Here is a 16,534-nt window from a genome sequence, read left to right as displayed (position 1 = left end):
CGATGGTAGTGTGGGGTCTCCCCATGCGAGAGTAGGGAACTGCCAGGCATCAATTAAAAGAACCCCGTACCGTATGGTGCGGGGTTTTTTGCTTTTTGGGCTTCTTACTTCCTCCTTGAAACTTTCTCACCTTCCGCTTGCAGACTCGACATTCAGCCTGTTTCTGGGTATCGTTAGCTGTCTGGATGTCTAAACGTTTATACGTATGCTGTGAGGATATGAGGTTATGCCGATTCGGGTGCAGGACGAGCTACCAGCCGTCAATTTCTTACGTGATGAAAACGTCTTTGTGATGACGACTTCACGCGCTACAGGTCAGGAAATTCGCCCACTGAAGGTGCTTATTCTCAATCTGATGCCGAAAAAGATCGAAACAGAGAACCAGTTCCTGCGTTTGCTTTCGAACTCGCCGCTGCAGGTTGATATCCAGCTGCTGCGAATCGATGCCCGTGAGTCGCGAAATACGCCTTCTGAGCATCTGAATAATTTTTACTGTAACTTCGACGACATTCGCGACGAAAACTTCGACGGACTGATTGTGACCGGTGCACCGCTGGGCCTGGTCGAATTTAATGATGTTGCCTACTGGCCGCAGATCAAACAGGTACTGGAGTGGGCTAAAGATCACGTCACGTCCACGCTGTTTGTTTGTTGGGCGGTGCAAGCCGCCCTGAATATCCTCTATGGGATCCCCAAACAAACCCGCACTGAGAAGCTTTCAGGTGTTTACGAGCACCACCTTGTCCAACCTCACGCCCTGTTGACGCGCGGGTTCGATGACTCCTTCCTGGCCCCACACTCGCGCTACGCCGATTTCCCGGCGCAGCTGATTCGTGATTACACCGATCTCGATATCCTGGCCGAAACCGAAGACGGGGATGCTTACCTGTTTGCCAGTAAAGACAAGCGCATTGCCTTTGTTACCGGCCATCCTGAGTACGATCCGAACACCCTCGCGTCGGAGTATTTCCGTGACGTTGAAGCCGGTCTGAATCCGGACGTTCCGTACAACTATTTCCCCAAAAACGATCCACAGAACAAACCGAGAGCCACCTGGCGTAGCCACGGGAATTTGCTGTTTACGAACTGGCTCAACTATTACGTCTACCAGATCACACCATACGATCTGCGTCACATGAATCCAACGCTGGAGTAATCTTCTGTACTAAACGATCCTAAAGCGTTTCAGCTATTCACATCAGGCACCTTCGGGTGCCTTTTTCATTTCCGAAATATCACTCAACAAACAATAAAACTTTAATTTCATATTAATCAATGTGTTAAGTTCATTTAATAATTAAAATGGAAATTGTTTTTGATTTTGGAAAAAATATAGATAGTCTTAATTCTGCTGAGCGAAAACTACACAACGATCTTTCGTTCGCATCGGGGGCGTGATTTTGGATCTTTGATGAGGAGCAGAGTAATGACTCAACAGGCAACGACGGTCGATGAACTGGCCTTTACCCAGCCGCATGGCGAGCAAGAACAGCAAATTTTGACAGCAGACGCTGTCGAATTCCTGACCGAACTGGTGACCCGCTTTACGCCAACGCGCAATAAGCTGCTGGCGGCACGCATTCATCAGCAGCAGGAAATTGATGATGGCAAGTTGCCTGGGTTTATTTCGGAAACCGCTTCCATTCGCCGTGGTGAGTGGAAAATCCGCGGCATTCCGGATGATTTACAGGATCGGCGCGTCGAAATCACCGGCCCGGTGGAGCGCAAAATGGTGATCAACGCCATGAACGCGAACGTAAAAGTCTTTATGGCAGATTTTGAGGACTCACTGGCGCCGGACTGGCATAAGGTTATCGACGGGCAAATCAATCTGCGCGATGCCGTGAATGGCACCATCAGCTATACCAACGAAGCCGGCAAAATCTATCAACTGAAACCCAATCCGGCGGTTCTGATCTGTCGCGTACGTGGACTGCATCTGCCTGAAAAGCATGTCACCTGGCGTGGCGAAGCCATTCCGGGCAGTCTGTTTGACTTTGCCCTCTATTTCTTCCACAACCACAAGAATCTGCTGGCAAAAGGCAGCGGTCCCTATTTCTATCTGCCGAAAACACAGGCCTGGCAGGAAGCGGCCTGGTGGAGTGAAGTGTTTAGCTTCACGGAAGATCGTTTCAACCTGCCGCGCGGCACCATTAAAGCCACCCTGCTGATTGAAACGCTGCCTGCCGTGTTCCAGATGAACGAAATTCTGCATGCGCTGCGCGACCATATTGTTGGGCTGAACTGTGGACGCTGGGATTACATCTTCAGCTACATCAAGACCCTGAAAAATCATCCCGATCGTGTACTACCGGATCGCCAGGTTGTCACCATGGATAAACCGTTCCTGAGTGCCTACTCACGCCTGTTGATTAAAACCTGCCACAAGCGCGGGGCCTTTGCGATGGGTGGAATGGCGGCATTTATCCCAAGCAAAGATGCTGAACGTAACAATCAGGTGCTCAACAAGGTGAAAGCCGATAAAGAGCTCGAAGCACGAAATGGCCATGACGGAACGTGGATCGCGCATCCGGGTCTGGCGGATACGGCAATGGACGTCTTCAACCGCGTACTCGGTGAGAACAAAAACCAGCTGTTTGTGACGCGTGATGAGGATGCCCCAACGGCTGAAGAACACCTGCTGGCACCGTGTGCGGGCGAGCGTACGGAAGAAGGCATGCGCGCCAATATCCGCGTAGCCGTCCAGTACATTGAAGCGTGGATCTCCGGTAACGGCTGCGTGCCGATCTACGGCCTGATGGAAGATGCCGCTACCGCCGAGATCTCTCGCACCTCAATCTGGCAGTGGATCCACCATCAAAAAACGCTCAGCAACGGCAAGCCGGTGACCAAATCACTGTTCCGTCAGATGCTGGCCGAAGAGATGCGGGTGATCCAGGACGAACTGGGTGAACACCGCTTCAGCAGCGGACGTTTTGATGACGCCGCACGCCTGATGGAGCAAATCACCACATCCGATGACTTAATCGACTTCCTGACCCTGCCGGGCTACCGCTTCCTGGCGTAATTCACCCCACAACAATATGGAGCATCTGCACATGAAAACCCGTACCCAACAAATCGAAGAATTGAAGAAAGAGTGGACCCAACCTCGCTGGGAAGGCATCCGCCGCCCGTATAGCGCGGAAGAGGTGGTGAAATTGCGTGGCTCGGTCAATCCGGAATGTACCCTGGCGCAGCGCGGCGCGGCGAAAATGTGGGAGCTGCTGCACGGCGGTGCCAAAAAAGGTTACATCAATAGCCTCGGCGCGCTGACTGGCGGCCAGGCCCTGCAGCAGGCGAAAGCCGGCATCGAAGCCATCTATCTTTCCGGCTGGCAGGTTGCGGCGGACGCCAACCTGGCCTCCAGCATGTATCCGGATCAGTCGCTCTATCCGGCAAACTCGGTACCAACCGTGGTGGATCGGATCAACAACACCTTCCGCCGTGCGGATCAGATCCAGTGGGCGGCAGGCATTGAGCCAAACGATCCGCGTTTTATTGACTATTTCCTGCCGATCGTCGCGGATGCGGAAGCGGGATTCGGCGGCGTGCTGAACGCCTTTGAGCTGATGAAATCGATGATTGAGGCCGGTGCAGCGGCCGTTCACTTCGAAGACCAGCTGGCGTCAGTGAAGAAATGCGGACACATGGGCGGGAAAGTCCTTGTCCCAACCCAGGAAGCGATTCAGAAGCTGGTTGCGGCGCGTCTGGCGGCTGACGTGCTCGGCGTACCCACGCTGGTGATTGCCCGTACCGATGCGGATGCGGCTGACCTGATCACCTCTGACTGCGATCCTTACGACAGCGAGTTCATTACCGGTGAACGCACCAGCGAAGGGTTCTATCGTACCCATGCTGGCATTGAACAGGCGATCAGCCGTGGGCTGGCATATGCACCGTATGCGGACCTGGTCTGGTGCGAAACCTCCACGCCGGACCTGGCGCTGGCAAAACGCTTTGCCGATGCTATCCACGCCAAATATCCGGGCAAACTGCTGGCCTATAACTGCTCGCCGTCCTTCAACTGGCAGAAGAAACTGGACGATAAAACCATCGCCAGCTTCCAGCAGCAGCTGTCCGACATGGGCTACAAATATCAGTTCATCACGCTGGCTGGCATTCACAGCATGTGGTTCAACATGTTCGACCTGGCGCATGCCTACGCGCAGGGTGAAGGCATGAAGCATTACGTTGAGAAGGTGCAGCAGCCGGAATTTGCTGCCGGTAAAGAGGGCTATACCTTCGTTTCGCATCAGCAGGAGGTCGGGACCGGTTACTTCGATAACGTGACCACTATCATCCAGGGGGGCACCTCCTCCGTCACCGCCTTAACGGGATCGACGGAAGAAGCCCAGTTCTGAGCCGTGTAACGCCCGGTGGCACGCTACCGGGCCTGTGAACATACTCCCTCTCCCGTCGGGAGGGGGCCGGGGTGAGGGAGCATGAACAATGTCGCGTGGTCTGGAATTACTGATTGCCCAAACTATTCTGCAGGGCTTCGATGCCCAGTACGGACGTTTCCTGGAAGTCACATCCGGCGCGCAGCAGCGTTTTGAGCACGCCGACTGGCATGCGGTTCAGCAGGCCATGAAGCAGCGAATCCACCTTTACGACCACCATGTGGGTCTGGTGGTGGAGCAGTTGCGCTGCATTACCGACGGCAAAATCCCTGACGCGGAGTTTTTACTGCGCGTGAAGGAGCATTACACCCATCTGTTACCTGATTACCCGCGCTTCGAGATTGCGGAGAGCTTTTTCAACTCCGTCTATTGCCGGTTATTTGACCACCGCTCATTATCTCCTGAGCGGTTATTTATCTTCAGCTCCCAGCCGGAGCGCCGCTTTCGCACTATTCCGCGTCCGCTGGCGAAGGATTTCTTTCCCGATCGTGGCTGGGAAAAACTCCTGCATCGCGTATTAACGGATTTGCCGCTGCGTTTGCCCTGGGAGAATAAAACCCGTGATATCGGCTATATCTCTGCGCATCTCAAGGAGACCTTCGGCGAAGAGGTGCTCGGGCAAAGCCATTTGCAGGTTGCCAATGAGCTTTTTTACCGTAATAAGGCTGCCTGGCTGGTCGGTAAACTGATGACACCGTCGGCCATTGTGCCGTTTCTGTTACCCATCCATCGTACCGATGACGGTGAACTGTTTGTTGATGCCTGCCTGACGACCAGCGCCGAGGCCAGCATTGTCTTTGGTTTCGCCCGCTCCTACTTTATGGTGTATGCCTCGCTGCCTGCTGCTCTGGTGGAGTGGTTGCGCGAGATCCTGCCGGGGAAAACCACCGCCGAGCTGTACATGGCCATTGGCTGTCAGAAACACGCCAAGACGGAAAGCTATCGGGAATATCTGCGCTATGTCACCACGGCAGATGAGCAATTTATCGAAGCCCCCGGTATTCGCGGCATGGTGATGCTGGTCTTTACCCTGCCGGGTTTTGATCGGGTGTTTAAGGTCATCAAAGATACGTTCGCGCCGCAGAAGGAGATGACCGCTGCTCACGTCCGCGCCTGCTACCAGCTGGTTAAAGAGCACGATCGCGTCGGGCGAATGGCGGACACCCAGGAGTTCGAGAACTTTGTGCTGGATAAGCAGCAGATCGATCCGGCATTAATGGCGTTATTACTGCAGGAAGCGCCGGCGAAAATCACCGACCTGGGTGACAAAATTGCCATCAGCCATCTCTATATCGAACGCCGCATGATCCCACTCAATATCTGGCTGGAGCAGTCCGAAGGTCAGGCACTGCGTGATGCCATTGAAGAATACGGCAACGCTATCCGTCAGCTTGCCGCCGCGAATATCTTCCCGGGTGACATGCTGTTTAAAAACTTCGGGGTCACCCGTCACGGGCGGGTGGTGTTCTACGATTACGATGAAATTTGCTATATGACTGAGGTGAATTTCCGCGATATACCGCAGCCCCGCTATCCGGAAGATGAACTGTCCGGCGAGCCGTGGTATAGCATCTCACCGGGAGATGTCTTTCCTGAGGAGTTTCGCCACTGGCTATGCGCTGACCCGCGCATCAGGCCACTGTTTGAAGAGATGCATGATGACCTGTTTCGTGCCAGCTACTGGCGGGGTCTGCAGACGCGCATCAAGAATGGGCATGTGGAAGATGTGTATGCCTATCGCCGCAAACAACGGTTTTGTATCCGGTATGCGGTGTAATGCCCCCTCTCCCGACGGGAGAGGGATTCAGGTGCACCCGATGTTATCGAATCCCGCCATACGCCAGCGTGACCTCTTTCGCCGCCTTAATTACCAGCGCACCTAACTCCGTGACGCGGTCATCGGTCATACGGGAAATCGGTCCGGAGATCGAAATGGCGGCAAACGGCTCGCGGTGCTCGTCAAAGATGCAGGCTGCAATACAGCGCAGGCCTAACGCATGCTCCTCGTCATCAAACGAATAGCCGCGCTTGCGGGTCAGGGCCAGATCTTCTTTCAGATGTACCGGTGAGACCAGCGTGGCGTGGGTGTAGGCGTGCAGCCCTTTCCGGTGCAGCAGCCCGGTGACCTGCTCTTCGCTGAGCTGCGACAGAAACGCTTTCCCCGCCCCGGAGGCATGCATCGGCAGCTTGCCGCCAATTGGTGCCGACATACGCATCAGCTGGGTGCACTGTACCTGGTCGATGATAATGGCCTGATGGTCGCTCTGGTCGAGCACGGCCAGGTTTACCGTCTCGCCGGAATCTTCCATCAGCTTACGCAGAATAGGGTGCACAATCGCCAGCAGGTTGCGGCTCTGCAGGAAGCTGCTGCCGACGATAAACGCATGTGCGCCCACCGCCCAGTGTCCCAGCTCGCCCACCTGGCGCACAAAGCCCAGCTGCTGCATCGTGGTCAACAGTCGATGGGTCGTTGAGTTTGGCAGGCCAGCCTGCTGTGCCAGCTCTGTCAGGGCCACGCTGCTGTGTGACTCGGCTATCCATTCCAGCAGCTTCAAACCGCGCGTGAGCGATTGAACCTGTCCGCCCTGAGAGGCGGCGGTGGTGGCAGCAGGTTTTCTGCCGCGTTTAGCGGGAACGGTTGTGACCATGACGAACTCCTTTTTCTGTATCGTGGAAATCATTTTCGTTTTATTTGGTGATTTTGCAACCGTTATCCTGACTGATCGGATGAGTGATAGTGAACATGTCTCATGTTACCGCTGTGTGACTTTTACACCCTGCGAGATTGTGCCAGTATGGACTGCTGGCCTTTTGGCCTGGTTGAGCGTTGTCGGGAGCAAGTGTGAGCAGCAAAGTAGAGCAACTGCGTGCGCAGTTAAATAAACGAATTCTGGTGCTGGACGGCGGCATGGGTACCATGATCCAGAGCTATCGTCTGAGTGAAGACGATTTCCGCGGCGAGCGTTTCGCCGACTGGCCATGCGACCTCAAAGGTAACAACGACCTTCTGGTGCTCAGCAAACCACAGGTCATTTCGGCGATCCACAACGCGTATTTCGAGGCGGGTGCGGATATCGTCGAAACCAACACCTTTAACTCGACAACCATCGCCATGGCGGATTACCAGATGGAATCCCTGTCGGCGGAGATAAACCTTGCCGCGGCAAAGCTGGCCCGCGCCTGCGCTGATGAATGGACAGCCCGTACGCCGGACAAACCGCGCTACGTGGCCGGGGTGCTTGGCCCGACCAACCGCACCGCGTCGATTTCACCCGATGTGAACGACCCGGCCTTTCGTAACATCAGCTTTGATCAGCTGGTGGCGGCGTATCGTGAATCGGCCAAAGCGCTGGTGGAAGGCGGTTCCGATCTGATCCTGATTGAAACGGTATTCGACACCCTCAATGCCAAAGCCGCGATTTACGCGGTGAAAGAGGAGTTCGAGGCGCTGGGCGTCGACCTGCCGATCATGATTTCCGGTACCATCACCGACGCCTCTGGTCGTACCCTCTCCGGCCAGACCACAGAAGCTTTTTACAACTCCCTCCGTCACGCTGAAGCGCTCTCTTTCGGCCTGAACTGCGCGCTGGGTCCTGATGAGCTGCGCCAGTATGTGCAGGAACTTTCGCGCATCGCTGAATGCTATGTCACCGCACACCCGAACGCCGGCCTGCCGAACGCCTTTGGTGAATACGATCTGGATGCAGACACCATGGCGGCGCAAATCCGCGAGTGGGCCGAATCCGGTTTTCTGAATATCGTCGGTGGTTGCTGCGGTACCACGCCAGAGCATATTGCCGCGATGAGCAATGCGGTGGCGGGTCTGCCGCCGCGTCAACTGCCTACGCTGCCGGTTGCCTGCCGTTTGGCCGGCCTTGAGCCGTTGACCATCGGTGACGACAGCCTGTTTGTGAACGTCGGGGAGCGTACCAACGTGACCGGTTCGGCGAAATTCAAACGGCTGATTAAAGAAGAGAAGTACAGTGAAGCGCTGGACGTGGCCCGCCAGCAGGTTGAGAGCGGCGCCCAGATCATCGACATCAATATGGATGAGGGAATGCTCGACGCCGAAGCGGCGATGGTGCGCTTCCTCAACCTGATTGCTGGTGAGCCGGACATTGCCCGGGTGCCGATCATGATTGACTCCTCTAAGTGGGAAGTCATCGAGAAAGGGCTGAAGTGTATTCAGGGTAAAGGCATTGTTAACTCCATCTCGATGAAAGAAGGCGTTGATACCTTTATCCACCACGCGAAGATGGTGCGCCGTTATGGTGCCGCCGTGGTGGTGATGGCCTTCGATGAAATGGGCCAGGCCGATACCCGTGCGCGCAAAATTGAGATTTGTCGCCGCGCATACAAAATTCTGACCGAAGAGGTGGGTTTCCCGCCGGAAGACATCATCTTCGATCCGAACATTTTCGCGGTTGCCACCGGTATTGAAGAGCACAATAACTACGCGCAGGACTTTATTGGCGCGTGTGAAGACATCAAACGCGAGCTGCCGCATGCGCTGATCTCCGGCGGCGTATCGAACGTGTCATTCTCCTTCCGCGGTAACGATCCGGTGCGTGAAGCTATCCACGCCGTGTTCCTCTATTACGCTATCCGTAACGGTATGGACATGGGGATCGTTAACGCCGGACAGCTGGCCATTTACGACGACCTGCCGGCGGAACTGCGCGACGCCGTAGAAGACGTGATCCTCAACCGGCGAGATGATGCCACCGAGCGCATGCTGGATCTGGCCGAGAAATACCGCGGCAGTAAATCCGATGCATCGGTAAACATTCAGCAGGCGGAGTGGCGTGCCTGGGACGTGAAAAAACGTCTGGAATACTCACTCGTAAAAGGAATTACCGAGTTTATTGAACAGGACACCGAAGAAGCACGTCAGCAATCGACGCGCCCGATTGAAGTGATCGAAGGGCCGTTGATGGACGGCATGAACGTGGTCGGCGATCTGTTTGGCGAAGGCAAAATGTTCCTGCCGCAGGTGGTGAAATCCGCACGCGTCATGAAGCAGGCGGTGGCCTATCTCGAACCCTTTATCGAAGCCAGCAAAGAGAAAGGCTCCAGCAACGGTAAAATGGTGATCGCCACCGTGAAGGGCGACGTGCATGACATCGGTAAGAACATTGTGGGCGTCGTACTGCAGTGTAATAACTACGAGATTATCGATCTTGGCGTGATGGTGCCGGCGGATAAAATCCTCAAAACCGCGCGCGAAGTGAATGCTGACCTGATTGGACTTTCCGGGCTGATTACCCCGTCGCTGGACGAGATGGTCAACGTGGCGAAAGAGATGGAGCGTCAGGGCTTTACCATTCCATTGCTGATTGGCGGGGCGACAACGTCCAAAGCGCACACGGCGGTGAAAATCGAGCAGAACTACAGTGGCCCGACGGTTTATGTGCAAAACGCCTCGCGTACCGTGGGCGTCGTGTCGGCATTGTTGTCTGCCACCCAGCGTGATGATTTTGTCGCGCGTACCCGCAAAGAGTACGAGACCGTGCGTATTCAGCATGGCCGTAAGAAACCGCGGACGCCGCCGGTGACACTCCAGGCCGCACGCGATAACGATCTGGCGTTTGACTGGGCCAGCTATACGCCCCCTGTGGCGCATCGTCTGGGCGTTCAGGACGTCACTGCCAGCATCGAGACGCTGCGTAACTACATCGACTGGACACCGTTCTTCATGACCTGGTCACTGGCGGGCAAATATCCCCGCATCCTTGAAGATGAGGTGGTCGGGGAAGAAGCCAAACGCCTGTTCAACGACGCCAACGAAATGCTTGACCAGTTGAGTGCGCATAAAAGCCTCAACCCGCGCGGCGTGGTGGGCCTGTTCCCGGCGAACCGTGTGGGCGACGACATCGAAATTTATCGCGACGAGACCCGCACGCACGTGCTGGCAGTAAGTCGCCATCTGCGCCAGCAAACCGAGAAAGTGGGCTTTGCTAACTACTGCCTGGCCGATTTCGTTGCACCGAAGCTTTCCGGGAAAGCGGATTATATCGGGGCGTTTGCCGTGACCGGGGGTCTTGAGGAAGATGCGCTGGCGGAGGCGTTCGACGCGCAGCACGATGATTACAATAAAATCATGGTGAAAGCGATTGCCGATCGTCTGGCGGAAGCCTTCGCTGAGTATCTCCACGAGCGCGTGCGCAAGGTACACTGGGGCTACGCGGCCAATGAGAACCTCAGCAACGAGGAGCTGATCCGCGAAAACTACCAGGGGATTCGTCCGGCTCCGGGCTATCCAGCCTGCCCGGAACACACCGAAAAGGGCACTATCTGGACATTGCTGGATGTAGAAGCCCATACCGGCATGAAGCTCACCGAGTCTTTCGCCATGTGGCCTGGGGCATCGGTGTCCGGCTGGTATTTCAGCCATCCCGACAGCAAATACTTCGCCGTCGCGCAGCTGCAGCGCGATCAGATTGAAGATTACGCCCTGCGCAAAGGCATGAGTGTCTCAGAGGTTGAACGCTGGCTGGCTCCCAATTTAGGCTACGACGCTGACTAACGTCACTTTTCCTTACAACAAACAGGGCGCTCATTGGGCGCCCTGTCTCTTTCTTACGTTTAAACCCTTATACTGAATCATAAAAACGTAGAACGATAAGGAGGAGAACCTTCCGTGCTGACCCTGTTACACTTGCTTTCCGCAATAGCACTGCTGGTATGGGGCACGCATATTGTCCGTACCGGCGTTATGCGCGTCTTTGGCGCGCGCTTACGCACCGTTCTCAGCAGCAGCGTTGAGAAGAAGCCGCTCGCCTTCTGCGCGGGCATCGGCGTGACGGCACTGGTGCAGAGCAGTAATGCGACGACCCTGCTCGTGACCTCGTTTGTGGCGCAGGATCTGGTGGCGCTGGCACCCGCGCTGGTCATTGTGCTGGGCGCTGACGTGGGTACCGCGCTGATGGCGCGTATCCTGACCTTCGATCTCTCCTGGCTGTCGCCGCTGCTGATTTTTATCGGTGTCATCTTCTTCCTTGGCCGTAAGCAGACGCGTGCCGGACAGCTTGGCCGCGTGGGGATTGGCCTTGGGTTGATCCTGCTGGCGCTGGAGCTGATTGTGCAGGCGGTGACCCCCATCACCGAGGCCAACGGCGTTCAGGTCATCTTTGCCTCGCTGACCGGGGACATCATGCTGGATGCGTTGATCGGCGCGGTATTTGCCATCGTCAGTTACTCCAGCCTGGCCGCTGTGCTGCTGACGGCGACGTTAACCGCCGCGGGGGCGATCTCTTTCCCGGTCGCGCTGTGTCTGGTGATCGGGGCCAACCTTGGATCTGGCCTGCTGGCGATGCTCAATAACAGCGCCGCAAACGCTGCTGCCCGGCGCGTGGCGCTTGGAAGCCTGCTGTTTAAGCTGGTGGGCAGCCTGATTATTCTGCCGTTTGTATATCCGCTGGCTAACCTGATGGACAATCTCCCGTTACCGAAGGCTGAGCTGGTTATCTATTTCCACGTGTTTTACAACCTGGTGCGTTGCCTGGCGATGGTGCCTTTTGCTGAACCCATGGCCCGCTTCTGCGAACGGCTTATCCGGGATGAACCGGAGCTGGATGCGCGTCTGAAACCTAAGCATCTGGACACCTCCGCGCTGGATACCCCGGCACTGGCGCTGGCTAATGCCGCGCGTGAGACGCTGCGCATGGGCGATGCCATGGAAACCATGCTTGAAGGGCTGCAAAAGGTCATGCACGGAGAGCCGCGAGAAGAGAAAGAGCTGCGCAGGCTGGCGGACGATATCAACGTGCTCTATACCGCCATCAAGCTCTACCTGGCGCGTATTCCGCAGGATGAACTGGCAGAGGAAGAGTCCCGCCGCTGGGCGGAAATCATCGAAATGTCGCTTAACCTCGAGCAGGCCTCGGATATCGTTGAGCGTATGGGAAGTGAAATTGCTGACAAATCCCTTGCCGCGCGCCGCGCCTTCTCGGTTGAAGGCCTGAAGGAGCTGGAGGCGCTGCACGAGCAGTTGCTGAGCAACCTGAAGCTGGCGATGCTGGTCTTCTTCTCCAGCGACGTACCGAGCGCACGCCGCTTGCGTCGTAACAAACATCGCTTCCGTATCCTCAACCGGCGCTACTCGCACGCCCACGTTGAACGACTGCACCAGCAGAACGTCCAGAGCATTGAAACCAGCTCCCTGCACCTGGGGTTGCTGGGGGACATGAAGCGTCTCAACTCGTTATTCTGCGCGGTCGCTTATAGCGTCATGGAGCAGCCGGATGAAGACGACGATCGAGATGAATATTAATCTCTGAAAGCGCCTTGATAAGGTGGTTAACCACAAAACCAGCAGGTTTACGCCGGGCATGATGCCCGGTAACCGTCGGCTAATCTTTTTACCAGCCCAAACCTAAGGTATATTTCGCCTTTACAGGAGAAACTATGCTGCCAACTCAATCAACACGATTAAACAAATACATTAGCGAGAGCGGGATCTGCTCACGTCGCGAGGCGGACCGTTACATTGAACAGGGTAACGTGTTCCTCAACGGCAAACGCGCCACCATCGGTGACCAGGTCGTCCCCGGTGACGTGGTCAAAGTGAATGGTCAGCTCATTGAACCGCGTGATGCGGAAGACCTGGTATTTATCGCGTTGAATAAGCCGGTTGGCATCGTCAGTACCACGGAAGACGGCGAGCGGGACAACATTGTTGATTTCGTTAACCACAGCAGCCGTATCTTCCCGATTGGCCGCCTTGATAAAGACTCACAGGGGCTGATTTTCCTGACCAACCACGGCGATCTGGTGAACAAAATTCTGCGTGCCGGTAACGACCACGAGAAAGAGTACATCGTCACGGTCAATAAGCCGATCACGGACGACTTTATCCGCGGTATGGGCGCAGGTGTGCCGATTCTGGGGACCGTCACGAAGAAGTGCAAGGTGAGGAAAGAGGCGCCGTTTGCTTTCCGCATTACCCTTGTGCAGGGCTTAAACCGTCAGATCCGCCGGATGTGCGAGCACTTCGGTTATGACGTGGTGAAGCTCGAACGTACGCGCATTATGAACGTGAGTCTGTCCGGTATTCCACTGGGCGAGTGGCGTGATTTAACGGATGACGAACTGATTGAGCTGTTCAGGCTCATCGAGAATTCATCGTCTGAAGCGAAGCCAAAAACGAAAGCCAAACCGAAAACCCAGGCCATTAAGCGCCCGGTGGTGAAAGCGCCGCCATCAGAAGAGAAAAGCCGCGGCAAGCCTGCGGGCAAACGCTTCGTCCAGCCGGGCCGTAAAAAGAAAGGGCGCTAATTAGCGCCTTCCACGGGGTGAGGTATTGGCTGACCAGGAAAAGGTCGCTTCTTTATCGGGTTTATAAGCCTGCTCTTTTTTCAGCTTGCGGGCTTGTTTCGCCTCAGTTTCACGCTGAGCCATCAATTTATCGATGTACTCTTTTTTAACCTGATTAGTTTCGGCGTTAGTCAGCGTGCGGCCATGGGCGATACGAGCGCGGTCGAGGAGCGTTTTCAGTTCGCGCTGCTCAGCTTCCGTCATGTCTTTCTGGGTCAAACGTGGTGTAGCCATTGCTGAAGCCTCCTGAAGGGGAGGCTCCAGTGTAAAGCAAGCGAAGGAAATTAACCCTGTTTCACTGCATCTTTTTTCGCGGGCTCATTAATGGGTTTGCCTGACCAGTAGCCTGCCAGCAGCGAGCCGGACAGATTATGCCAGACGGAGAACAGCGCACCCGGCAAGGCCGCTAGCGGCGAGAAGTAGATCTTGCCCAGAGCTGCGGCCAGCCCCGAGTTTTGCATCCCCACTTCGATTGCCAGCGTACGACAGGTAGATTCGTCGAAACCAAACAGCTTCCCGCCCCAGTAACCGCCCAAAAGACCAAGGGTGTTATGCAACACCACCGCGATGATCACCACAAAGCCCACTGAGGCAATGTGCGATGCAGAGCCGGCAACCACGGCGCTGATGATGGCCAGAATACAGACCATCGAGAAGGCAGGCAGGTACGGTTCAACGGCTTTGACCACGCGCGGGAACAGATGGTGAATCACCAGGCCCAGCGCAATCGGGATCACCACAATCTGCAGAATACTGAGCAGCATCCCCATGACGTCTACCTGAATCTGCGCATCCACATACAGACGCGTTAACAGCGGCGTGGCAATCACGCCCACCAGCGTTGAAACGGAAGAGATGGTCACCGAGAGCGCCACATCACCTTTTGCCAGGTAAATCATCACATTGGATGCCGTGCCGCTGGCCACGCTGCCGACCAGCACCATACCGGCGGATAAATCTGGCGGCATTTTAAAGGCCATGGCCAGCAGCCACGCCGCAAGCGGCATGACCAGATAGTGCAGGAAAATCCCTGCCGCTACGGGGGCCGGGCGCGACAGGACGCGTTTGAAGTCGTCAATTTTCAGGTGTACGCCCATGCCGAGCATAATCAGCATCAGCAGCGTCGTGACCCACGGGCCAATGCCCGTAAAGTGGGTGGGAGTGTAATACGCGAGTACGGAAAGCAGCAGTGCCCACAACGGGAACAGCCGGGTGATGGCGGATAACATAGATAGTCCTTGCAGTATTGTCGTGTTGTTTAGTTATAAAAAAGCCGGGTCTGTGCCCGGCTTATAGGTATTGTTTATCGTGCTAACGAATTTTATTCAAACAAATTCTGATGAAGTTTTTGCACGACCTGCTCGGCCTGATCGGCTGGCACCAGGAAGCAGAGGTTGTAGCTGGAGGCGCCGTAGCAAATCATACGAATGCTGAACGGGTCGAGTACGCCGAAGACCTCTTTGCCCACGCCGCAGGCACGCGACAGCTTGTTGCCGATGATGGCAACCAGCGCCAGATCTTCTTCCACTTCTACGCGGCACAACTCAGAGAGTTCGATCAGTAACGACTGCGTCAGCAGGGTGTCGCCGGTTGACGTGGAGCCAGTGGTGTCCAGCGTCAGCGCGATGCTCACTTCGGATGTGGTGATCAAATCCACGGAGATATTATGGCGCGCGAGGATGCCAAACACTTCCGCCAGGAAACCGCGAGAATGCAGCATATTGTGGCTGTGCAGCGTCACCAGCGTCTGGCGGCGGCGCAGGGCCAGCGCTCGGAACAATGGCGGGTTTTCGGTTTTCTTGCACACCAGCGTACCGCCTGCTTTGGGATCCTTACTGGAGCCAACGAAGACCGGGATATCGCTGCGCACGGCCGGCAACAGCGTCGCCGGGTGCAATACTTTCGCGCCGAAGGTGGCCATTTCTGCCGCCTCTTCAAACGCGATCACATCAATGCGTTTCGCCGCAGAGACCACGCGCGGGTCGGTGGTGTAAATACCCGGCACGTCAGTCCAGATATCCACACGGGTGGCATGCAGCGCTTCGCCGAGCAGGGCTGCCGTATAGTCACTGCCGCCGCGGCCAAGCGTTGTTGTACGGCCTTTGGCTTCGCTACCGATAAAGCCCTGAGTGATCACCATCCCTTCTGCCAGGCGCGGGGCCAGCTGCTGCTGGGTCAGCTCGGCCAGCATTTCAACATCCGGCTCGGCACGGCCAAAGCGATCGCTGGTGCGCATGACTTTACGCACGTCAAACCATTGGGCATGGACGTTACGCTCGCGGAGGATCTCCACGAACAGCAGCGTGGACATCAGCTCGCCGTGGCTGACCAGTTCATCGGTCAGCGCGGTGGAGGTCGCCAGAGAGGCGGCTTCAGCCAGGGTAGTGATATTTTCCAGCAGGCGTTCCACTTCCTCACGGATCACGTTCGGATTCTGCAGACGTTCAAGGATGTTGAACTGAATTTTGCGCAGTGCGTCCAGCTTAACGAAACGTTCGGTTGCTTCCAGTCCTTCAGACAGAGAAACCAGCAGGTTCGTCACGCCAGCAGAGGCGGAAAGCACCACCAGGCGGGTATTCGGATCGGCCAGCACCACATCGGCGCTGCGGTTCATGGCATCGTAATCGGCCACACTGGTGCCGCCAAATTTGGCGACCACAAAACTCGTCATAACAACCTCGTGTCAGGGAATGAATAAAGCGACCTTGGCACAAGAATGAAACGAGAACAGGTGCAGGCGCAAAATACGGCCCTATAAATAAAATGTGGGGGAGGTCCTGTCAATGCTGGGATTATGCGGATTTTTTATGGGGGGG

General features: G+C 55.8%; 11 protein-coding genes. 7 read left to right on the top strand and 4 right to left on the bottom strand.

Features of this window, described 5'->3' with window-relative positions; translation table 11 throughout:
* Positions 1-226: 226 nt before the first annotated feature.
* The 4 genes from metA to aceK all read left to right on the top strand — a co-directional run bounded on the left by metA (position 227) and on the right by aceK (position 6,180).
* On the top strand, positions 227-1,156 hold the full coding sequence (gene metA / locus BJ887_RS00485; protein ID WP_014168174.1) for a homoserine O-succinyltransferase: 930 nt from the start codon (positions 227-229) through the stop codon (positions 1,154-1,156).
* A gap of 270 nt (positions 1,157-1,426) precedes the next feature.
* Complete coding sequence (gene aceB / locus BJ887_RS00480; protein WP_032681929.1) at positions 1,427-3,028, top strand: malate synthase A; 1,602 nt, start codon at positions 1,427-1,429, stop codon at positions 3,026-3,028.
* 31 nt (positions 3,029-3,059) lie between these two features.
* Entirely contained in the window at positions 3,060-4,364 is a 1,305-nt protein-coding gene (gene aceA, locus BJ887_RS00475) for an isocitrate lyase (RefSeq protein ID WP_040018675.1), read from the top strand.
* Between the two features lie 88 nt (positions 4,365-4,452).
* The gene (aceK, locus tag BJ887_RS00470; RefSeq protein WP_063157175.1) at positions 4,453-6,180 is read left to right on the top strand and encodes a bifunctional isocitrate dehydrogenase kinase/phosphatase; all 1,728 of its coding nucleotides are present in this window, start codon (positions 4,453-4,455) and stop codon (positions 6,178-6,180) included.
* Between the two features lie 43 nt (positions 6,181-6,223).
* Here aceK and iclR read toward each other — a convergent pair whose 3' ends face one another.
* Positions 6,224-7,051 (bottom strand): glyoxylate bypass operon transcriptional repressor IclR, encoded by an 828-nt coding sequence (gene iclR / locus BJ887_RS00465; RefSeq protein ID WP_020882862.1) that lies wholly within the window; start codon positions 7,049-7,051, stop codon positions 6,224-6,226.
* Between the two features lie 194 nt (positions 7,052-7,245).
* Between iclR and metH the strand changes: the two genes are divergently transcribed.
* From metH to rluF, 3 genes are all read left to right on the top strand, one after another.
* Positions 7,246-10,929 (top strand): methionine synthase, encoded by a 3,684-nt coding sequence (gene metH / locus BJ887_RS00460; RefSeq protein WP_121339031.1) that lies wholly within the window; start codon positions 7,246-7,248, stop codon positions 10,927-10,929.
* Between the two features lie 114 nt (positions 10,930-11,043).
* Positions 11,044-12,675: a Na/Pi cotransporter family protein gene (locus BJ887_RS00455; RefSeq protein WP_014168180.1), complete on the top strand. Its 1,632-nt coding sequence runs from the start codon at positions 11,044-11,046 to the stop codon at positions 12,673-12,675.
* Positions 12,676-12,809: 134 nt separating this feature from the next.
* A complete protein-coding gene (gene rluF / locus BJ887_RS00450; RefSeq protein ID WP_121339030.1) occupies positions 12,810-13,679 on the top strand; it encodes a 23S rRNA pseudouridine(2604) synthase RluF in 870 nt (289 codons plus the stop codon).
* Here the strand turns inward: rluF and BJ887_RS00445 are convergent, their stop codons facing one another.
* The 3 genes from BJ887_RS00445 to lysC form a co-directional block, all read right to left on the bottom strand.
* A complete protein-coding gene (locus BJ887_RS00445; protein ID WP_014168182.1) occupies positions 13,680-13,952 on the bottom strand; it encodes a DUF3811 domain-containing protein in 273 nt (90 codons plus the stop codon).
* A gap of 50 nt (positions 13,953-14,002) precedes the next feature.
* Positions 14,003-14,947: a ketopantoate/pantoate/pantothenate transporter PanS gene (gene panS / locus BJ887_RS00440; RefSeq protein WP_014168183.1), complete on the bottom strand. Its 945-nt coding sequence runs from the start codon at positions 14,945-14,947 to the stop codon at positions 14,003-14,005.
* Positions 14,948-15,039: 92 nt separating this feature from the next.
* A complete protein-coding gene (gene lysC / locus BJ887_RS00435) occupies positions 15,040-16,389 on the bottom strand; it encodes a lysine-sensitive aspartokinase 3 (protein ID WP_014168184.1) in 1,350 nt (449 codons plus the stop codon).
* Positions 16,390-16,534: the final 145 nt, after the last annotated feature.

The organism is Enterobacter sp. WPR_3_1, assembly GCF_003635055.1.
In the GTDB taxonomy this organism is placed as follows: domain Bacteria; phylum Pseudomonadota; class Gammaproteobacteria; order Enterobacterales; family Enterobacteriaceae; genus Enterobacter; species Enterobacter ludwigii.
Note: the sequence above shows the minus strand (reverse complement) of the source record. Positions and strands in the feature narration are given on the sequence as shown.